The sequence below is a fragment of the Amycolatopsis sp. FBCC-B4732 genome (genome assembly GCF_023008405.1).
Classification (GTDB): domain Bacteria; phylum Actinomycetota; class Actinomycetes; order Mycobacteriales; family Pseudonocardiaceae; genus Amycolatopsis; species Amycolatopsis pretoriensis_A.
Genome location: NZ_CP095376.1, coordinates 5,212,514 through 5,229,531, shown reverse-complemented (window position 1 = coordinate 5,229,531; position 17,018 = coordinate 5,212,514). Strand labels below are relative to the sequence as shown.

Below are 17,018 nucleotides of genomic sequence, written 5' to 3'. Positions count from 1 at the left end.
CGGAGAAGCCACCGGGCCGCGGCGGGTGTTGGATGGGGAGCAGCGGCGCACAAGGAGGCAGGACGTGTTCACCGGCATTGTCGAGGAGATCGGCGAGGTCACCTCGGTCGAGCAGCTGACCAACGCGGCGCGGCTGCGGGTCCGCGGCCCGCTGGTGACCAGCGACGCCGCGCACGGCGACTCCATCGCGGTCAGCGGCGTCTGCCTGACCGTCGTCGAGGTGGGGGACGGCGAGTTCACCGTCGACGTCGTCAACGAGACGCTGCAGCGCTCGAGCCTGGCCAAGGTCGCGGTCGGTGACCGGGTCAACCTGGAGCGCGCTACCCCGGCGGGCGGGCGGCTCGGCGGGCACATCATGCAGGGCCACGTCGACGGGACCGGGGTCTTCCTGGGCCGCGACGGCAACGGCGTCACGACGTTCGCGCTGCCGGGGCACCTGTCCCGGTACGTGGTCGAGAAGGGTTCGATCGCGGTCGACGGCATCTCGCTGACGGTCGCGGCGATCAGCGCCGACCAGTTCGCGGTGGCCCTGATCCCGACCACCCTCGAGGCGACCACGCTCGGCGGGCGCGAAGCGGGCGACCTGGTCAACCTCGAAGTCGACGTGGTCGCGAAGTACGTGGAGAAGCTGGCCGAGGCGCACATCCGCGACCAGGTGCACAATCGGGACGGCGGCACGGAGGAGCAGCGGTCATGAGTGAGACGAGTGCGGCAGAGCCCGAGGCGGGCTGGACCCCGTGCGGCACCGGCGCGGTGTTCGACGCCGACGCCATCGAGCGGGCCATCTCGGACATCGCGGCGGGCCGCGCGGTCGTCGTGGTCGACGACGAAGACCGCGAAAACGAGGGCGACCTCATCTTCGCCGCCGAAAAGGCGACGCCGGAGCTGCTGGCCTTCATGGTCCGCTACACCTCGGGGTACGTCTGCGTGGCGCTGACCGAGTCCGAAGCGGACCGGCTGGACCTGCCGCCGATGTACCACACCAACCAGGACGCGCGGGGCACCGCGTACAGCGTCACGGTCGACGCCGCCGACGGCATCACCACCGGCATCTCGGCCGCCGACCGCGCGCACACGATCCGCCTGCTGGCCGACCCGGCGTCGACGGCGAAGGACTTCCGCCGCCCCGGCCACGTCGTCCCGCTGCGCGCCAAGGAAGGCGGCGTGCTTCGCCGCCCCGGGCACACCGAGGCGTCGGTCGACCTGGCCCGGCTGGCCGGGCTCGCGCCGGCGGGCGTCCTCTGCGAGATCGTGTCGCAGAAGGACGAAGGCGACATGGCGCGCCGCGACGAGCTCGAGGTGTTCGCGGCCGACCACGACCTGGCGATCATCACGATCGCCGACCTGATCGCTTACCGCCGTCGCACCGAGAAGCAGGTCGAGCGCGTCGCCGAGGCGCGCATCCCGCTGTCCGCGGGCACGTTCCGCGCGGTCGGCTACGACTCGCTCCTGGACGGCATCGAGCACGTCGCGTTCGTCTACGGCGAGATCGGCGACGGCCAGGACATCCTGGTGCGCGTGCACTCCGAGTGCCTCACCGGCGACGTCTTCGGCTCGCTGCGCTGCGACTGCGGCCCGCAGCTGGAAGCGGCACTGGAAGCGGTGGCCGCCGAAGGCCGCGGCGTCGTGCTCTACATCCGCGGCCACGAGGGCCGCGGCATCGGGCTGCTGCACAAGCTGCAGGCCTACCAGCTGCAGGACGACGGCGCGGACACGGTGGACGCGAACCTCGCCCTCGGCGTCCCGGCCGACGCCCGCGACTACGGCACCGGCGCGCAGATCCTGTGCGACCTCGGCGTCCGCACGATGCGGCTGCTGTCGAACAACCCGGCCAAGCGGATCGGCCTCGAGGGGTACGGCCTGCGCGTCACCGGGCGCGTGCCGCTGCCGATCTCGCCGAACCCGGAGAACCTGCGCTACCTGCGGACCAAGCGCGACCGGATGGGGCACGACCTGGCCCAGCTGGAGCACTACGACCAGGTCGGCGCGGGCACCGAGCACGCGGATGGAGGACCACAGTGAGCGGCGACGGCCGTCCCGACGTTTCGCCGGACCTGACCGGCTGCAAGTCCCTCAGGCTCGGCATCGTGGCGACCCGCTGGAACGCGGACATCACCGACGTCCTGCTGGAGCGCGCCCTGTTCGCGGCGCGCGAGGCGGAGCTGGAGGAGGATCCGACGGTGGTCCACGTCGCGGGCGCGGTCGAGCTCCCGGTGGTGGCGCAGGCACTGGCCCGCAACCACGACGCGGTGGTCGCACTGGGCGTGGTCATCCGCGGCGGCACCCCCCACTTCGAGTACGTGTGCGACGCGGTGACGGCGGGCCTGACCCGCGTGGCCCTGGACGAGAGCACGGCGGTCGGCAACGGCGTCCTGACGTGCGACACGCACGAGCAGGCGGTGGACCGCTCGGGCCGGCCGGGCGCCAAGGAGGACAAGGGCTACGAGGCGACGGTGGCCGCCTTGGACACGGCGCACGTGCTGAAGAGCCTGCGCCAGCCGTGGACCGAGCGGGGTTTCGTGTGACCGTGAAGACTCTCCTGGTGATCCGCCCGCGGCGCGCGCTGATCATGTGCAGCGTGCTGGCGGCGGCCCTGCTGGCGGTGTTCGTGGTGGTGGCGGTGCTGCTGCGCAACGGCGACACGGGCGTCCACTTCCAGCGCTCCGACCAGGCGGCGATGATCGGCATCGGCATCCTGCTGGCGTGCGGGGTGATGCTGTTCGCGATCGCGAGGGTCCGCGCGGACGAGGAGGGCATCGAGGTCCGCAACGTGGTGATGACCCGGCGGTTCGCGTGGAGCGAGGTGCTGTCGGTGAGCTTCCCGGATGGTGCGTCGTGGGCGCGGTTGGAGCTGCCGGACGACGAGTACCACGCGGTGATGGCGGTGCAGGCGGTCGATCGTGACCGTGCGGTGGAAGCGGTCCGAGCGTTGCGGAAGCTGCACCGCGCGGCGACGGGCGGCTAGCCGCCCCTGATCTGACGGGCCAGTTCGCGAGCGCGCTGCTCGGTGAAATTGCCGGTGATCTGGGTGGTGCCGTCGAGGATCGCGACCTGGATGTTCGGCGCCGACAGCACCTGGCTGTCCAAGACGAACGCGACCTGCTGGTTGAGGTTCTTGCTCGTGAAGTCGGCCCAGGTCTTCGTGCCCGCCGCCTTGAACGTGAGGGTCACGACCCATTGCCCGCGCTGCTGGTCGTAGCCGGCCGTCGCGTCGGCCACTTCGCTCCCGGGGAGGAACTCGGGCTCGAGGACGTAGGCCGTGTCGTCGGTCTGCCCGCAGGTGACCAGCGGCAGGGAACGATCGTCGTGGCCCGCCAGCGGGTCGGGCCTGCCGGGCGTGCAGTCGATCGCCTGCACGGCGGCGGTCTGCTGGGCCGCGTCCCAGCTTTGCCGGTCCGCCTGCGAGAGCGGCGCGGCGGTTCCTGTGCCGCCGATCCGCGAAGCGTAGGCCACGACCTTGCGGAACCCCGCCGGCTTCGGACCGCTGACCGGCGCGGCCGATGACGGCGCCGCCGGGGCGGGCACGGCCTGGCCGGCGATAACGGCGCCGCACCCGGCCGAGGTCAGCAGAGCGAAGGCCGAAAGGAAAACCGCGAAGCGCATGAGCCCCAAGTCGGCGGCGCGGCCTCGCCTGTTACGCCCGGCTCAGAGGTCCAGGTCCACCACGATCGGCGCGTGGTCGGACGGCCCCTTCCCCTTCCGCATGTCCCGGTCCACGTAGGAATCCGTCACCGCGTCGGTGAACGCCGCGTTCCCGTACACCAGGTCGATCCGCATGCCCTTGTTGTTCGGGAAGTTCCCCGCCCGGTAGTCCCAGTACGTGAACGGGTGGTCGTACTTCAACGGCCGCGGGAACACATCCGACAACCCCAGCTTCCGCAGCCGCGCCAGGGCCTCGCGCTCCGGCGGTGTCACGTGCGTCGACTCGGCGAACACCGCGATGTCCCACACGTCCGCATCCGTCGGCGCGACATTGAAATCACCCAGAACCGCGAAGGGCTCGGAAGAAAGCTCCGAAGAAACGAGAGACCGCAACGCCTCCAGCCACTCCAGCTTGTACGCGTAGTGCGGGTTGTCCGGCTCCCGTCCGTTGGGCACGTACACCGACCACACCCGCACCCCACCGCACGTGGCGCCCACGGCCCGCGCCTCCGTGGCCCCGTCGAACGAAGGCTCACCGGGCAGCCCGCGCACGACGTCCGACAACCCCACGCGCGACACGATCCCGACGCCGTTCCAGCGCCCCAGCCCGTACGCGGCGACCTCGTACCCCAGCGCCTCGACCTCGGCGGCGGGGAACTTCTCCGTCGTGTTCTTCAGTTCTTGCAGGCACAGCACGTCCGGTGCCGTCCGCTCCAGGAACTCCAGCACGCGCGGCAGGCGGGGGACGATGGAGTTCACGTTCCACGTGGCGATCCGCATGCCCGCGAGCATCCCACACGCCACCGACGAAACCGGGGCGGCGCGAGACCGCGCCGCCCCGCCGAACTCACACGCCCGCGGTCGTCCGGATCCAGGAGCGGCTCGAAGCCACGCTGGCGTAGTTGTTCGTGCCGCGCGTGTTGGTGCCGCTCTGGTTCTGGACCGTCGACGCGACGCCGACCTGCACGCCGCCCGACACCTCGGGGCCGCCCGAGTCGCCCTTCCACGCCGAGCCGTTGATGCCGACGCTCTGGATCGCGCGGCCGCCGTAGGCGTCCGTCGAACGGCCGGTCACCTGGACGTTCGCCGTCTTGAGGGCCGAGGCCGGCGGGCCGGTCGGGGTGGTGCGGCCCCAGCCGTAGAGCTGGTTGGTGCTGCCCGTGGACGGGTCCGCGCCGCCCAGCTTGATCGGCGCCGCGCTCGTCGCCGACGCCAGGTGCAGCAGCGCGATGTCGCCGTTCGGGGACTCGTACTTCCCGTCGACGGCGATCTGCGTGCCCGAGAACAGCGTGTTGCTGCCGACCTTGACGTGCATGCCCGAGCCGTCCTGGTCGAGGCAGTGCACGGCGGTCATCACCCAGCGCGCGGCGATGACCGTGCCGGAGCAGTTGAAGCCCTCGAAGTCGCGGCCCGGGGTGTTGACGTAGACCTGGGCGCCCCACGAGACGGTGGGGGCGGTCGTGCCGCCGACGATGTTCGGCTGGACGCCGGCGGTGGCGACGGCGCCACCCGCGAGGGTCAGCGCGACGGCGGCCGCCGAAGCGGCGCCCAGAACACGGAGAGAGCTCACGGTGGTGATCCTTTCGGAAGAGCCCGGAACAGGCTGGTCGGAAAGTAACCACCGCGTCACCCGGGGGGACACCTCCCAAAGTCGGAAGCCGGCGATCACCCTACTTCCGGCGGTGCGGGTCCTCCTGGGTGTTCAGGGCGGTTCTGACCGCCCCGAACACTCACGACGACCGGGGGCGTGCGGAAACTGTCGGTGCCGCCCCATAGTCTTGACCCGTGGCTGACCCGACCACCTACCGTCCCTCGCCGGGGAGCATCCCGGATGCCCCTGGCGTGTACAAATTCCGCGACGCGACCAGGCGGGTCATCTACGTCGGCAAGGCGAAAAGCCTCCGCAGCAGGCTGAACTCCTACTTCGCCGACCTCTCCGGCCTGCACCCGCGCACGCGCCAGATGGTCACCACGGCCGCGAGCGTCGAGTGGACCGTGGTCACCACCGAGGTCGAGGCGCTCCAGCTCGAGTACAACTGGATCAAGGAGTTCGACCCCCGGTTCAACGTCCGCTACCGCGACGACAAGAGCTACCCGATGCTCGCGGTGACGCTGAGCGAGGAGTTCCCCCGCCTGCACGTCTACCGCGGTGCGCGCAAGAAGGGCGTCCGGTACTTCGGCCCGTACGCGCACGCGTGGGCCATCCGCGAGACGCTCGACTTGCTGCTGCGCGTGTTCCCGGCCCGCACCTGCTCGGCCGGGGTGTTCCGGCGCCACGGCCAGATCGGCCGCCCGTGCCTGCTCGGCTACATCGACAAGTGCTCGGCGCCGTGCGTCGGGCGCGTCTCGGCCGTCGAGCACCGCGACATCGTCGAGGACTTCTGCGACTTCCTGGCAGGCAAGACCGACGTCATGATCAAGCGGCTCGAAACCGAGATGGCCGCCGCGTCGGAGGAGCTCGAGTTCGAGCGCGCCGCGCGCCTGCGCGACGACCTGGGCGCGCTGCGCCGGGCCATGGAGAAGCAGGCCGTGGTGCTCGGCGACGGCACGGACGCCGACGTCGTCGCGTTCGCCCACGACGACCTCGAAGCCGCGGTCCAGGTCTTCCACGTGCGCGGCGGCCGGGTCCGCGGCCAGCGCGGCTGGGTGATCGACAAGGCCGAGGAGATGGACGTCCCGGCGCTGGTCGATCACTTCCTCACCCAGTTCTACGGCGACGAAGCCGAGCTGGACGCCCGCGACGACGTCGACGCCGGCCCGGTGGTCCCGCGCGAGGTGCTGGTCCCGGAGCTGCCCGCGGACGCCGAGGCGGTCGCGGAGTGGCTGAGCGGGCTGCGCGGCTCGCGGGTCCAGCTGCGGGTGCCTCAGCGCGGCGACAAGAAGGCGCTGGCGGAGACCGTGCAGCGCAACGCGGGGGAGGCGTTCACCCAGCACAAGCTGCGCCGCGCGGGCGACCTGACGGCCCGCTCGGCGGCGTTGACCGAGCTGCAGGAGTTCCTGGCGCTGGACACCGCGCCGTTGCGCATCGAATGCATCGACATCAGCCACATCCAGGGCAGCGACGTCGTGGCGTCGCTGGTCGTGTTCGAGGACGGGCTGGCGCGCAAGTCCGAGTACCGCCGCTTCGCGCTGCGCGAGGCGGCCGAAGAGGGTGACGTCGCTTCGATCGCCGAGGTCGTGCGCCGCCGCTTCTCCCGCTACCTCAAGGAAACGGCGGAGGAGACGAGCAAGCCCGGCCTCGACCCGGAGACCGGGCGGCCGAAGAAGTTCGCCTACCCGCCGAACCTGCTGGTCGTCGACGGCGCGGGCCCGCAGGCGACCGCGGCCGCCGACGTGCTGGCCGAGCTGGGGATCACCGACATCGCCGTGGTGGGGCTGGCGAAGCGGCTCGAAGAGGTGTGGCTGCCGGCGGACCCGGACCCGGTGATCCTGCCGCGCACGTCGGAGGGGCTGTACCTGCTGCAGCGGCTGCGCGACGAGGCCCACCGGTTCGCCATCGCCTACCACCGCGAGAAGCGCTCCAAGCGCCTGCAGACGTCCGAATTGGACAGTGTGCCGGGGTTGGGGCAGGCTCGCCGGACCGCGCTGATCAAGCACTTCGGCTCGGTGAAGAAGCTCAAGCAGGCCAGGATCGAAGAGATCGAGGCGGTGCCCGGCTTCGGCAGGCGCACCGCGGAGGCCGTGGTCGCCGCGCTGGCCGGGGAGTCCGGCGCGAGCAACGGCACGAAAGCAGGGGAGTAGGGAAACACAGTGAGTGCGCAAGAGGAGATCCGCGGGTCCGGCATGGAGGTCGCGGTCGTGTCCGGGTTGTCCGGGGCGGGCCGCAGCACCGCGGCCAAGTGCCTGGAGGACCTGGGCTGGTTCGTCGTCGACAACCTGCCCCCGGAACTGATCGCCACCATGGTCGAGCTGGGCGCGCAGGCGCGCGGCGCGATCACGAAGGTGGCCGTCGTCATGGACGTGCGCTCGCGCGCGTTCACCGACGACCTCGCCTCGGTCATCAAGGACCTGGACGCCCGGGGCTACAAGCCGCGCGTGCTGTTCCTGGAGGCGACCGACGCCGTGCTGGTGCGGCGGTTCGAGGCCGTCCGCCGCGGCCACCCGATGCAGGGTGACGGCCGGCTCGCCGACGGCATCACGGCGGAGCGGACGCTGCTGGAGCCGCTGCGCGAGGAAGCCGACCTGGTGCTCGACACGTCGTCGCTGTCGGTGCACGACCTGCGCGCCAAGATCGAGGACGCGTTCGGCTCGGAAGCGAGCACCCAGACTCGGGTCACCGTGCTGTCCTTCGGCTACAAGTACGGCCTGCCGATGGACGCCGATCTGGTGATGGACGTCCGGTTCCTGCCGAACCCGTTCTGGATCCCGGAGCTGCGCGAGCACACGGGCCTCGACGGCGAGGTCCGCAACTACGTCCTCTCGCAGGAGGGCGCCGAGGAGTTCCTCGACCGCTACCACCAGCTGCTGCGGCTGATCGGCGCCGGCTACAAGCGCGAGGGCAAGCGGTACCTGACGCTCGCCGTCGGCTGCACCGGCGGCAAGCACCGCAGCGTGGCGCTGTCCGTGGAGCTCGCCCAGCGTCTGTCCAAAGAGGACGGAATGGCCGTGAAGGTGGTGCACCGCGACCTTGGTCGTGAATAACGTGCGCGCGGTCGCCCTCGGGGGCGGCCACGGGCTGCACGCCACGCTGTCCGCGGTGCGCCGGGTGACCCCCGACGTCACCGCGATCGTGACCGTGGCCGACGACGGCGGATCGTCCGGCCGGCTGCGGCGCGAACTCGGGCTGCTGCCGCCGGGCGACCTCCGGCAGGCCTTCGCGGCCTTCGCCGCGGAGGACGGCGGCACGCTGTGGGCGGAGGTCTTCCAGCACCGCTTCGGCGGCGACGGCGCACTGGCCGGGCACGCGGTGGGGAACCTGCTGCTCGCCGGGCTGTTCGAGGTGCTCGGCGACCCGGTCGCCGCGCTCGACGAAGCCCGGCGCCTGATGGGCGTCTCGGGCCGGGTGCTGCCGATGTCGCCCGAGCCGCTGGAGATCGAGGGCGAGGTCAGCGGCCTCGACAGCGAAGACCCGTCGGCGCTGCGCCGGATCCGCGGCCAGGTCGCGGTGGCTTCGACCCCGGGGCAGGTGCGGCGGGTCAGCCTGCGCACCCCGGGCACCTCCGCGCGGCCGCCGGTGGCGTGCGAGGAAGCGGTCGAAGCGGTGCTCGCCGCCGACGTCGTCTTCCTCGGGCCGGGCTCGTGGTTCACGAGCGTTCTACCGCACCTGCTCGTGCCGGGACTGCACGACGCGCTGGTGCGCACGACCGCCACGAAGGCGATCGTCCTCAACCTTGTCCCCCAGCCGGGGGAAACCGCGGGATTCTCTCCCGAGCGGCACCTGGACGTACTCTCCGAGCACGCGCCCCTGCTGCGGGTCGACGCGGTGATCGCGGACCGCGATTCCGTGCCCGACCCGGCGAATCTCCGGCGCGCGGCGACCCGGCTGGGCGCGCGGGCCCACCTGGGGGCGGTGGCCGACCCGGAAGTGGCGGGACGGCATGATCCTGATGCGCTCGCGCGGTGCATGCGGGAGGCTCTCGGTCTCGGCAGGGGCGGGGAGCACGGGGGAGGAGCGAAAGGCAGGGAGGGGCAGTAATGGCGATGACCGCCGCGGTGAAGGACGAACTGAGCCGGCTGGAGATCACGAAGATCGGGCCGCGCCGGGCGGAGGTCGCGTCGCTGCTTCGCTTCGCCGGCGGGCTGCACATCGTGGCCGGCCGGGTGGTCGTGGAGGCGGAGCTGGACACCGGTTCGGTGGCGCGACGGCTGCGCAAGGAGATCCACGAGCTGTACGGGCACCATTCGGACGTCCACGTGATCACCGCCAGCGGGGGGCTGCGCAAGGGCACGCGGTACGTCGTGCGCGTGGTGAAGGACGGCGAGGGACTGGCTCGCCAGACCGGGCTGATCGACCAGCGGGGCCGCCCGGTGCGCGGGCTGCCCGCGGCCGTGGTGTCCGGGGGAGTGGCGGACGCGGAAGCGGCGTGGCGGGGCGCGTTCCTCGCGCACGGTTCGCTGACCGAACCGGGCCGCTCGTCCTCGCTCGAGGTGACGTGCCCGGGTCCGGAGGCGGCGCTGGCCCTGGTGGGCGCGGCGCGCCGGATGGGCATCCAGGCGAAGTCGCGCGAGGTCCGAGGCGCGGACCGGGTGGTCGTCCGCGACGGCGACGCGATCGGCGCGCTGCTGACCCGCCTGGGCGCGCACACGAGCGTCCTGCAGTGGGAAGAGCGGCGGATGCGCCGCGAGGTCCGCGCGACGGCGAACCGCCTGGCCAACTTCGACGACGCGAACCTGCGCCGTTCGGCCCGCGCGGCCGTGGCGGCGGCGGCCCGCGTGGAGCGCGCGCTGGAGATCCTCGGCGAGACGGCCCCGGACCACCTGCTGGCGGCGGGCCGGCTGCGCCTGTCGAACCGGCAGGCGTCGCTGGAGGAGCTGGGCCAGCTGTCGGAGCCGCAGATGACGAAGGACGCGGTCGCCGGCCGCATCCGCCGCCTGCTGGCGATGGCGGACAAGCGGGCGAAGGACCTGAGCATCCCGGACACCGAGTCCGCGGTCACCCCGGAGATGCTCGAAGAAGAAGACGCCTGACCCGGGCTTCGAGCGCCCCGATGTGGCGTTGGGTGCGCTGGACGCAACCAACGCCACATCGGGACGCGGGTCAGCTGTCGTCGGTGGGGTGGCGGTCGGCCTCGTGCCGTGCGTTCCAGGCCTGCCGCATCGACTCGTGGCGGGCGCTGTTCTGCGCGTCGCGGCGGGCCTGCCAGACCGACGGGGTCAGGCGGCGGGTCACCAGCAGTTCGCCGGGCGCGTAGTCGTTGTCGCTGCTGCCGACCTCGAGGCCGGCCGCGGTCAGGATCTTCCGCATCGCCTCGCTCATCGCCGTGTCGATCTCGTGGAACAGCCGCGAGAACGCGGCGACTTCGGTGCCTTCGCGGTTCGGGTCGTCGCCCCAGGACTGCCGGCCCAGGTCCACGAGCACGGTGTGCGGCCGCCAGCCGACCAGCACGCCGCGCAGGTCCGGCACGTCGACCGACACCAGGGCGCCGGCCACGCCGACCGGGCGCTCGCCGGGACCGACCGGCAACCCGGCCGCGGCCAGTTCCGCCTGGACGATCCCCATGAGCGCGTCGAGCCGGTAGCGCCGTTCCGGGTCGTGCCCGATGGATTCTTCGGTCATGGTCCTCCCCTTTGCGAACGGCGGCAGCGTACGCGGTTAACGAGAACCGCGATCTCGTAACACCGCGGTAGCGCCGGGGAGCGGTGCCCGAAACGCGGCGCCCCGAACCTCGGAAGCGACCGAGGGAAGGGGAAAGCATGCGCAACGCACGCCTGCAGGTGTCGCCTGAGGTCGGCACCTGGCTCGACCGCCGCAGCAGCAAGGCCGGGGACCGGACGTTCGCGGAGCTGGTCGCGGCGAAACGCGGCACCACCGTCTCCGTCGTCATCCCGGCGCGGAACGAAGAAGCCACCGTCGGCGCGATCGTCGGCGCCATCCGCGCCGAGCTCGCGGGCACGCTGGTCGACGAGATCCTCGTCGTCGACAGCCATTCGACCGACGCCACCGCCGAAGTCGCCGCCGCCGCGGGGGCCGACGTCGTCGCGCAGGACGCCGTCTTCCCCGGGCTCGGCGGCCTGCCGGGCAAGGGCGAGGCGCTCTGGAAGGGGGTCGCGGCGACCACCGGCGACCTCGTCGTCTTCGTCGACGGCGACCTGCACGACTTCACGACCGACTACGTCACCGGTTTGCTCGGCCCGCTGCTCACCGACCCGTCGGTCGCCTACGTCAAGGGCTTCTACCACCGCCCGCTCGGTGCCGAAGCCGACGGCGGCGGCCGCGTCACCGAGCTCGTCGCGCGGCCGCTGCTCAACATGTTCTGGCCGGAGCTGGCCGGCTTCGTGCAGCCCCTCGCGGGCGAGTACGCCGGCCGCCGCGAGGTGCTGGAGAGCATCCCGTTCGTCGTGAACTACGGCGTCGAGATCGGGCACCTCATCGACCTGCTGGAGCTGCGTGGCCTCGACGCGCTCGCCCAGGTCGACCTCGGCCACCGCGTCCACCGGCACCAGAGCACGCAGGCGCTGGGCCGGATGTCCGGGCAGATCATGCAGACGCTGTTCGACCGCTTGCAGCGCTACGACCGCCTGGTCACCGCGGTCCCGCCCGCGGCGATCCTCGCCCAGTTCCAGCGGGGCTCGTCGGACAGCGGGGTCGAGCGCGAACTCGTCCTGACCGACGTGACCTCGCCGCAGCGGCCGCCGCTGAACAGCCTCGCGCTGCGGCACACGGCGTAGGCCTCAGCCGGGTACGTGGGCGGGCTGCCACCCGGGCGGCCCGAACACGTACCCCGCGCGCTCGCGCCAGGTCCGGGCGGCGCGCAGGTCGCGCAGGATCGAGCCGTACTCGTGGAAGCCGACCTTGAACAGGTGGTACGTGCCGATGTTCGTCGTCAGCCCGTACGTCGGCCGCTTCCCTTCGGGCACGAAGCTGCCGAAGAGCCGATCCCAGATGATCAGGATGCCGCCGTAGTTGGCGTCGAGGTATTCGGCGTCGCTGCCGTGGTGGACGCGGTGGTGCGACGGCGTGTTGAAGACGTACTCGAACCAGCGCGGCAGCTTGCCGACCTTCTCGGTGTGCACGAAGAACTGGTAGACGAGGTCGATCGAGAGGCCGGTCAGGATCATCCACGGCGGGATCCCGCACAGCGCCAGCACCGACCAGAACGGCAGCTGGAAGTACGGGGTCCACTTCTGGCGCAGCGCCGTCGAGAAGTTGTAGTGCTCGCTGGAGTGGTGCACCTGGTGCCCGGCCCACAGCAGCCGCACGCGGTGGCTGGCGCGGTGGTAGGCGTAGAAGACCAGTTCCTGGCCGAGCAGCATGAGCACCCACGTCCACCAGTCGCGCGGGTCCAGCCGCACCGGCGCCAGCTCGAAGAGCGCCGCGAAGACGAAGAGCATCACGAGCCGGAACAGCGCGTTGACGCCGACCGCGACGGTGCCCATCAGCATGCTCGTGCGGGTGTCGGCGACGCTGTAGCCGACCACGTTGTCGTCGTGCCCGAGCACGTGCACCGCGACGACCTCGATCGCCACGAACAGCAGGAACACCGGGGTCGCGAACAGCACGGGGTCGCGCAGGTGCGCCAGGAACTCGGCCACGTCGCCTCCTAGTAGCTGACCATGCGGTAACTTACCCAAGGGTCACTTTACGCACGGTAGGCTCTCGGGCGTGACGGAGTCAAGGGCGGTCGGGACCAAGGGCATGCCGCGCGAAGAGCGCGAGGCCCAGCTCGTCGTGGCCGGCACGGAGGAGTTCGGCCGGGCCGGGTACGCGGGCGCGTCGATGGTCGAGATCGCGCGCCGCGTCGGGGTCACGAAGCCGTTGCTGTACCAGTACTTCGGCTCGAAGGACGGCCTCTACCTCGCCTGCCTGCATCGCGCCGGCGACCGGCTCACCGAGGGCGTCGCGACGACCATGGCGGGCGGCGGCGAGCCCGAGAAGATGCCGCTGAAGGTGCTGGCCGCGATCTTCACGACGTTCGACCACGACCGCTACGCGTGGCGCCTGCTGCGCGACGCGACGGTCCCGGCGACGGGCGACATCGCCACCGCGGCGGCGGACTACCGGCGCCGCCTGGACGCCTTCGCGCTCGTGGGCGCGACCGAGCTGATGACCTCACGCGGCCTGGCCGACCCGGCGGACATCGAAGCGATCGCCCAGGTCTGGACCGGCGTGGTCGACTCCCTGATCAGCTGGTGGATCGATCGCCCGGACGAGGACGCGGCGGCGATGACGGTGCGCTGCGCCCGCATCATGGGCGGTTTGTTCGGCTGGTGACCCGGTTCGGAGCGGGACCGGCGGCTCGCTCTCGTGCACCTCGGCGGTGAACCCGGCCTCGCGGTGTGCAGCCCGGTGAGCAGGAACAACGTTCCCGCCACGGCGGCACCGCACAGGCGCTGTGGACGTAGATCTGTCCATAGTGGACGGAAACCTCGCCGTGGACCACGGTTCGCGTGCCGGTCATCATGGCGGGGGACACCGACAGTTCCCGTTTACGCCTTTTGTCCGTTATTCTCGCCACGGAGAGTGGTGTTTCCAGATTGCCTTCCCGAACGGCGTAGCGAAACGGGTGCTGTTCGCGATTAATCAGGGAAGCCGTCCCGTCGAGAGGTGCCCGATGCCCGAACCCGCCACTCCCGTCCCGGCCGATCCCCGCCTCGCCGCGCGGTTCACCGAGGACCTGCTCGACGGCTGCCGGGTCCTGGCCAAGGACTACGGCTACCGGCCCGCCCAGTTCGAGCGGATGGTGATCGAGCACGGCGGCGTCGAAGCGGCCCGCCTGCTGCTGCGCGGCGCCGGCACCGCCGGCGGGTTCACCGTGCTCTGGGAGAAGAACCAGCTCGGCCGCAGCTCCGAGGCGACCATGCTCCGCGCCGAATATTCGGAGCTCTTCACCTCGGACGAGCTCCTGCTCGCCCGGCGGCGGCTCGAGGAACACGGCTTCGACGTCGACGCCCACCTGCGCAGCCTCGCCGAACAGGGGTGAGCGCGGCAGGGGTGACCGGCGCCGCTCCGGTCACCCCTGCCGCGGCCTCTAGGCGGCCGCGCTGGACTTGCCGCGCAGCGCCACGTTCGCCGTCGACGCGCCCTTGATCGCCGTCTCGATCTGGGCCATCGTCGAGGACGACGTCAGTCCCGGGACCGTCGCGGTGTTCAGGGCGTAGAGCGTGAACGCGTACGGGTGGCTGGAGCCGCCCGGGCAGGGGCCGAAGTACTTCTGCGCGTTCGCGCCGCTGCCCATCGCCTTCTGCTTCGCGCCACCCTGGTCCGGGACGGTGTAGCCCGCCCCGAGCCCCTCCGGCAGCGACCGGGCCGACGCCGGCACGTCCCAGATCGCCCAGTGCAGCTTGTTCCCGCTGTTCGCGGTGTCGGCGAAGACGACCGCGTAGCCCTTGGCGCCCTCGGCGGCACCCCACGTCAGCGGCGGCGACGGGTCCTGGCCCGCCGTGCCGTCCCCGGCGCAGGTGTACTTGTCCGGGATGGTGGCGTTGTCGGCGAACGCGGAGCTCGTCAGCTTGAAGGCGCCCGGAGTGGTGCCGCCCGGGAACTTCAGCCGCACGATGACGTTGTCCAGCACCGACGGCGTGCCGCCGTTCTTGTCGTTGTTCGTCGAGGTCAGCCACAGCCCGCCGTCCGGGGTCTTCGTGACCGAGCGGAGGCGGCCCCAGCGGCCGGAGAACAGCGTGGACACCGTGCCGATGCCCGTGCCCGCCGCGTTGATCTGCGTCGCGAACATCTGCTCACCGGTGACGCCGGCGATGTAGATCCAGTCGTTGACGATCTCCAGCCCGCTCGGCCCGGCCTGCGAAGTCGGCCACGTCTTCTTCGGGGCGATGAAGCCGCCGCAACTGCCCTGCGTGCCTTCGCAGCTCGGCCAGCCGAAGTTGCCGCCCTTCTGGATCAGGTTGAGCTCGTCCTGGCTGCTTTCACCGAACTCCGCCGCCCACAGCTGGCCGCGGGAGTCCCAGGCCAGGCCCTGCGGGTTGCGGTGGCCGTAGCTCCAGACGTACCGGGCGTTGCCGCCGGTGGCGTAGAACGGGTTGTCGCTCGGTGCCGAGCCGTCCGGGTTCAGCCGGAGGATCTTCCCGTTGAGCGAGCTCTTGTTCTGCGCGTTGTCGCTGTTCTTCGCGTCGCCGACGGTGGCGTACAGCTTGCCGTCCGGGCCGAACTTGATCCGGCCGCCGTTGTGGTAGCGGTTCTTCGCGATCCCGGTCAGCACCGGCGTCGACGTCGAGGACAGCGTGGTGCCGTCGTAGGTCATCTTGACGATCCGGTTGTCCCCGGATGCCGTGTGGTACAGGTAGATCGCGTGGTCGCTCGCCCAGTTCGGCGAGACCGCCAGGCCGAGCAGGCCGCCTTCGCCGTTGGTGCCGACCGCGCCCGGCACCTTGCCCAGCGTGGTCTTCTGGCCGGACGGCGTCACCAGCAGGAGCTCGAAGCGGTCCCGCTCGGTCACCAGCGCGTTGCCGTTCGGCAGGAAGCCCACCGACCAGCCGAGGTCGACCTTCGCGATGTCCTTGTCGTACTCCGGGATGCCCCCTGCGCCGCCCGGAGCGGACGTCTTGGCGGTGACCGCGTTGCTCGCCGCGGAGCTGTTGCCGTCGGGGTCGCGCGCCTTGACCGTGAAGGTGTAGGAGGTGCTCGGGTTCAGGTTCGTCACGGTCGTGCCGAGCGACGTCGTGGTCGCGACCTTCGTGGCGCCCTGGAAGACGTCGTACCCGGCGACCGTGCCGCCGTTGTCGGTGGAAGCGTTCCACGCCAGGGAAACGCTGTTCGCGGTGACGCCGGTGGAGCGCAGGTTGCCCGGCACGGTCGGCGGGGTGGTGTCGTCGCTCGGCGGCGTGGTGAAGGTGACCACGTTGCTCTGCTGCGATGGGTTGCCCGCCGCGTCGAACGCGCCGACCGAGATGTCGTAGGCGGTGTTCGGGGTCAGGTTGGTCACCGTCGCCGACGTCGTGTTCCCGTCGACGGTCTTGAGGATGTTGCCACCGCGGTTGATCTCGTAGCGCACGACGCCGACGTTGTCGGTCGCGGCGGTCCAGGAGAACGTCGCGGCGGTGGGGAGGATGTCGCTCGCCTTGAGGTTCGACGGCGGCGCCGGCGGTTCGCCGTCGGCCGGCGCGACGAAGGTGTCGGTGAGCTTGTCCGCGTTCGGGCCGCCGTTGGCGGTGGTCGCGGTGGTGCGGATCTTGTTGACGCCGGCGGTCAGCTGCACGTTCGCGGTGACGGTCTGCCACGTCGTCCACGCGCCGGTGCCGGGGAAGTCGACGGTGCCCTTGTCGCCGCCGTCGACGGTGAGCTTCACCGGCCGGTTGTCGGCGGTTCCGTTGGCGTAGCGGAAGGTCAGGGTGTGCGTGCCCGCCTGGGCGGCGTTCACGGAGTATTCGACGTAGCTGCCGACGACGTTGTCGAAGTTGACGAACCCGGTGCCGGAGTACCCGGCGTGGTTCGACTCGACGGCGCCCTGGGAGATCACGGCGGATTCGGACTCGTAGCCGGTGTCCGCGGCGAAAGCGCTTACCGGGCTGAGCGCGGTGAGGCCGAGCGCCGCGGCTGCGGTACCGGCCAGTACCACGCGCCACGGGGGACGGGGTGCCACTGGGAGCCTCCTGCGTGGGTCGGGGGACAGGGGGTGACCGGGGCGGAGTGGTTCGGCGGACCACCGGCGGTAAATAGTTAGGAAAGTTTCCTATCTATGGGGACAGATCTCACACCCTCCGAGCGGGCCGTGTCAATACTCGACGCGGGCGCTCACCCTTGGTGAACAAGGGTTTCCCGCTCA

Annotated in this window: 17 protein-coding genes; 11 read left to right on the top strand and 6 right to left on the bottom strand. The window is 71.3% G+C overall.

Annotated elements, in window-relative coordinates:
* Nucleotides 1-64 precede the first annotated feature (64 nt).
* Genes MUY14_RS22375 through MUY14_RS22360 form a run of 4 tightly spaced genes read left to right on the top strand, consistent with a single transcriptional unit; the run spans nt 65 to nt 2,965 of the window.
* Entirely contained in the window at nt 65-697 is a 633-nt protein-coding gene (locus MUY14_RS22375) for a riboflavin synthase (RefSeq protein ID WP_247011567.1), read from the top strand.
* Nucleotides 694-2,022: a bifunctional 3,4-dihydroxy-2-butanone-4-phosphate synthase/GTP cyclohydrolase II gene (locus MUY14_RS22370; protein ID WP_247011565.1), complete on the top strand. Its 1,329-nt coding sequence runs from the start codon at nt 694-696 to the stop codon at nt 2,020-2,022. Before MUY14_RS22375 ends, MUY14_RS22370 begins: the two co-directional genes overlap by 4 nt.
* A complete protein-coding gene (gene ribH / locus MUY14_RS22365) occupies nt 2,019-2,525 on the top strand; it encodes a 6,7-dimethyl-8-ribityllumazine synthase (protein WP_247011563.1) in 507 nt (168 codons plus the stop codon). Before MUY14_RS22370 ends, ribH begins: the two co-directional genes overlap by 4 nt.
* Nucleotides 2,522-2,965, top strand: coding sequence for a PH domain-containing protein (locus MUY14_RS22360; RefSeq protein ID WP_247011561.1), 444 nt, complete (start codon nt 2,522-2,524; stop codon nt 2,963-2,965). The genes ribH and MUY14_RS22360 overlap by 4 nt, the downstream gene beginning before the upstream one ends.
* Here MUY14_RS22360 and MUY14_RS22355 read toward each other — a convergent pair.
* The 3 genes from MUY14_RS22355 to MUY14_RS22345 all read right to left on the bottom strand — a co-directional run bounded on the left by MUY14_RS22355 (nt 2,962) and on the right by MUY14_RS22345 (nt 5,212).
* The gene (locus MUY14_RS22355) at nt 2,962-3,603 is read right to left on the bottom strand and encodes a SecDF P1 head subdomain-containing protein (RefSeq protein ID WP_247011559.1); all 642 of its coding nucleotides are present in this window, start codon (nt 3,601-3,603) and stop codon (nt 2,962-2,964) included. The two genes, MUY14_RS22360 and MUY14_RS22355, sit on opposite strands and share 4 nt — an antisense overlap.
* 42 nt (nt 3,604-3,645) lie before the next feature.
* Nucleotides 3,646-4,422, bottom strand: a complete 777-nt coding sequence (locus MUY14_RS22350) for an exodeoxyribonuclease III (RefSeq protein WP_247011557.1) — start codon at nt 4,420-4,422, stop codon at nt 3,646-3,648.
* 67 nt (nt 4,423-4,489) lie between these two features.
* The gene (locus MUY14_RS22345) at nt 4,490-5,212 is read right to left on the bottom strand and encodes a trypsin-like serine protease (RefSeq protein WP_247011554.1); all 723 of its coding nucleotides are present in this window, start codon (nt 5,210-5,212) and stop codon (nt 4,490-4,492) included.
* Nucleotides 5,213-5,427: 215 nt separating this feature from the next.
* Here MUY14_RS22345 and uvrC point away from each other — a divergent pair, with 215 nt between their 5' ends.
* From uvrC to whiA, 4 genes are read left to right on the top strand one after another with little or no spacing between them, the layout of a single operon-like run.
* Nucleotides 5,428-7,383, top strand: coding sequence for an excinuclease ABC subunit UvrC (uvrC, locus tag MUY14_RS22340; RefSeq protein ID WP_247011553.1), 1,956 nt, complete (start codon nt 5,428-5,430; stop codon nt 7,381-7,383).
* Between the two features lie 42 nt (nt 7,384-7,425).
* Nucleotides 7,426-8,283: an RNase adapter RapZ gene (gene rapZ / locus MUY14_RS22335; RefSeq protein ID WP_003101350.1), complete on the top strand. Its 858-nt coding sequence runs from the start codon at nt 7,426-7,428 to the stop codon at nt 8,281-8,283.
* A 1-nt stretch (nt 8,284) separates the two neighbouring features.
* Nucleotides 8,285-9,277 (top strand): uridine diphosphate-N-acetylglucosamine-binding protein YvcK, encoded by a 993-nt coding sequence (gene yvcK / locus MUY14_RS22330; protein ID WP_247025202.1) that lies wholly within the window; start codon nt 8,285-8,287, stop codon nt 9,275-9,277.
* Entirely contained in the window at nt 9,277-10,269 is a 993-nt protein-coding gene (whiA, locus tag MUY14_RS22325) for a DNA-binding protein WhiA (protein WP_247011552.1), read from the top strand. Before yvcK ends, whiA begins: the two co-directional genes overlap by 1 nt.
* A 70-nt stretch (nt 10,270-10,339) precedes the next feature.
* On the opposite strand, the gene MUY14_RS22320 is transcribed toward whiA, so the two are convergent.
* Nucleotides 10,340-10,858: a hypothetical protein gene (locus MUY14_RS22320; protein ID WP_247011551.1), complete on the bottom strand. Its 519-nt coding sequence runs from the start codon at nt 10,856-10,858 to the stop codon at nt 10,340-10,342.
* A 137-nt stretch (nt 10,859-10,995) separates the two neighbouring features.
* On the opposite strand from MUY14_RS22320, the gene MUY14_RS22315 reads away from it, so the two are divergent.
* Entirely contained in the window at nt 10,996-11,970 is a 975-nt protein-coding gene (locus MUY14_RS22315) for a glucosyl-3-phosphoglycerate synthase (protein WP_247011550.1), read from the top strand.
* 3 nt (nt 11,971-11,973) lie between these two features.
* On the opposite strand, the gene MUY14_RS22310 is transcribed toward MUY14_RS22315, so the two are convergent.
* Entirely contained in the window at nt 11,974-12,834 is an 861-nt protein-coding gene (locus tag MUY14_RS22310; RefSeq protein ID WP_247011549.1) for a sterol desaturase family protein, read from the bottom strand.
* A gap of 70 nt (nt 12,835-12,904) precedes the next feature.
* On the opposite strand from MUY14_RS22310, the gene MUY14_RS22305 reads away from it, so the two are divergent.
* Together MUY14_RS22305 and MUY14_RS22300 are read left to right on the top strand one after the other, a co-directional pair.
* Nucleotides 12,905-13,513 (top strand): TetR/AcrR family transcriptional regulator, encoded by a 609-nt coding sequence (locus MUY14_RS22305; protein WP_247011548.1) that lies wholly within the window; start codon nt 12,905-12,907, stop codon nt 13,511-13,513.
* Between the two features lie 340 nt (nt 13,514-13,853).
* On the top strand, nt 13,854-14,222 hold the full coding sequence (locus tag MUY14_RS22300; RefSeq protein WP_247011547.1) for a hypothetical protein: 369 nt from the start codon (nt 13,854-13,856) through the stop codon (nt 14,220-14,222).
* A gap of 48 nt (nt 14,223-14,270) precedes the next feature.
* Here MUY14_RS22300 and MUY14_RS22295 read toward each other — a convergent pair whose 3' ends face one another.
* Nucleotides 14,271-16,835, bottom strand: a complete 2,565-nt coding sequence (locus tag MUY14_RS22295; protein WP_247011545.1) for a PQQ-dependent sugar dehydrogenase — start codon at nt 16,833-16,835, stop codon at nt 14,271-14,273.
* Nucleotides 16,836-17,018: the final 183 nt, after the last annotated feature.

Bases quoted from the DNA above. Each gene is read 5' to 3' on its own strand.
- MUY14_RS22370 (WP_247011565.1), top strand. From the start codon at position 694: ATGAGTGAGACGAGTGCGGCAGAGCCCGAGGCGGGCTGGACCCCGTGC.
- MUY14_RS22355 (WP_247011559.1), bottom strand. From the start codon at position 3,603: ATGCGCTTCGCGGTTTTCCTTTCGGCCTTCGCTCTGCTGACCTCGGCC.
- MUY14_RS22350 (WP_247011557.1), bottom strand. From the start codon at position 4,422: ATGCGGATCGCCACGTGGAACGTGAACTCCATCGTCCCCCGCCTGCCG.
- rapZ (WP_003101350.1), top strand. From the start codon at position 7,426: ATGGAGGTCGCGGTCGTGTCCGGGTTGTCCGGGGCGGGCCGCAGCACC.
- whiA (WP_247011552.1), top strand. From the start codon at position 9,277: ATGGCGATGACCGCCGCGGTGAAGGACGAACTGAGCCGGCTGGAGATC.
- MUY14_RS22320 (WP_247011551.1), bottom strand. From the start codon at position 10,858: ATGACCGAAGAATCCATCGGGCACGACCCGGAACGGCGCTACCGGCTC.
- MUY14_RS22315 (WP_247011550.1), top strand. From the start codon at position 10,996: ATGCGCAACGCACGCCTGCAGGTGTCGCCTGAGGTCGGCACCTGGCTC.
- MUY14_RS22300 (WP_247011547.1), top strand. From the start codon at position 13,854: ATGCCCGAACCCGCCACTCCCGTCCCGGCCGATCCCCGCCTCGCCGCG.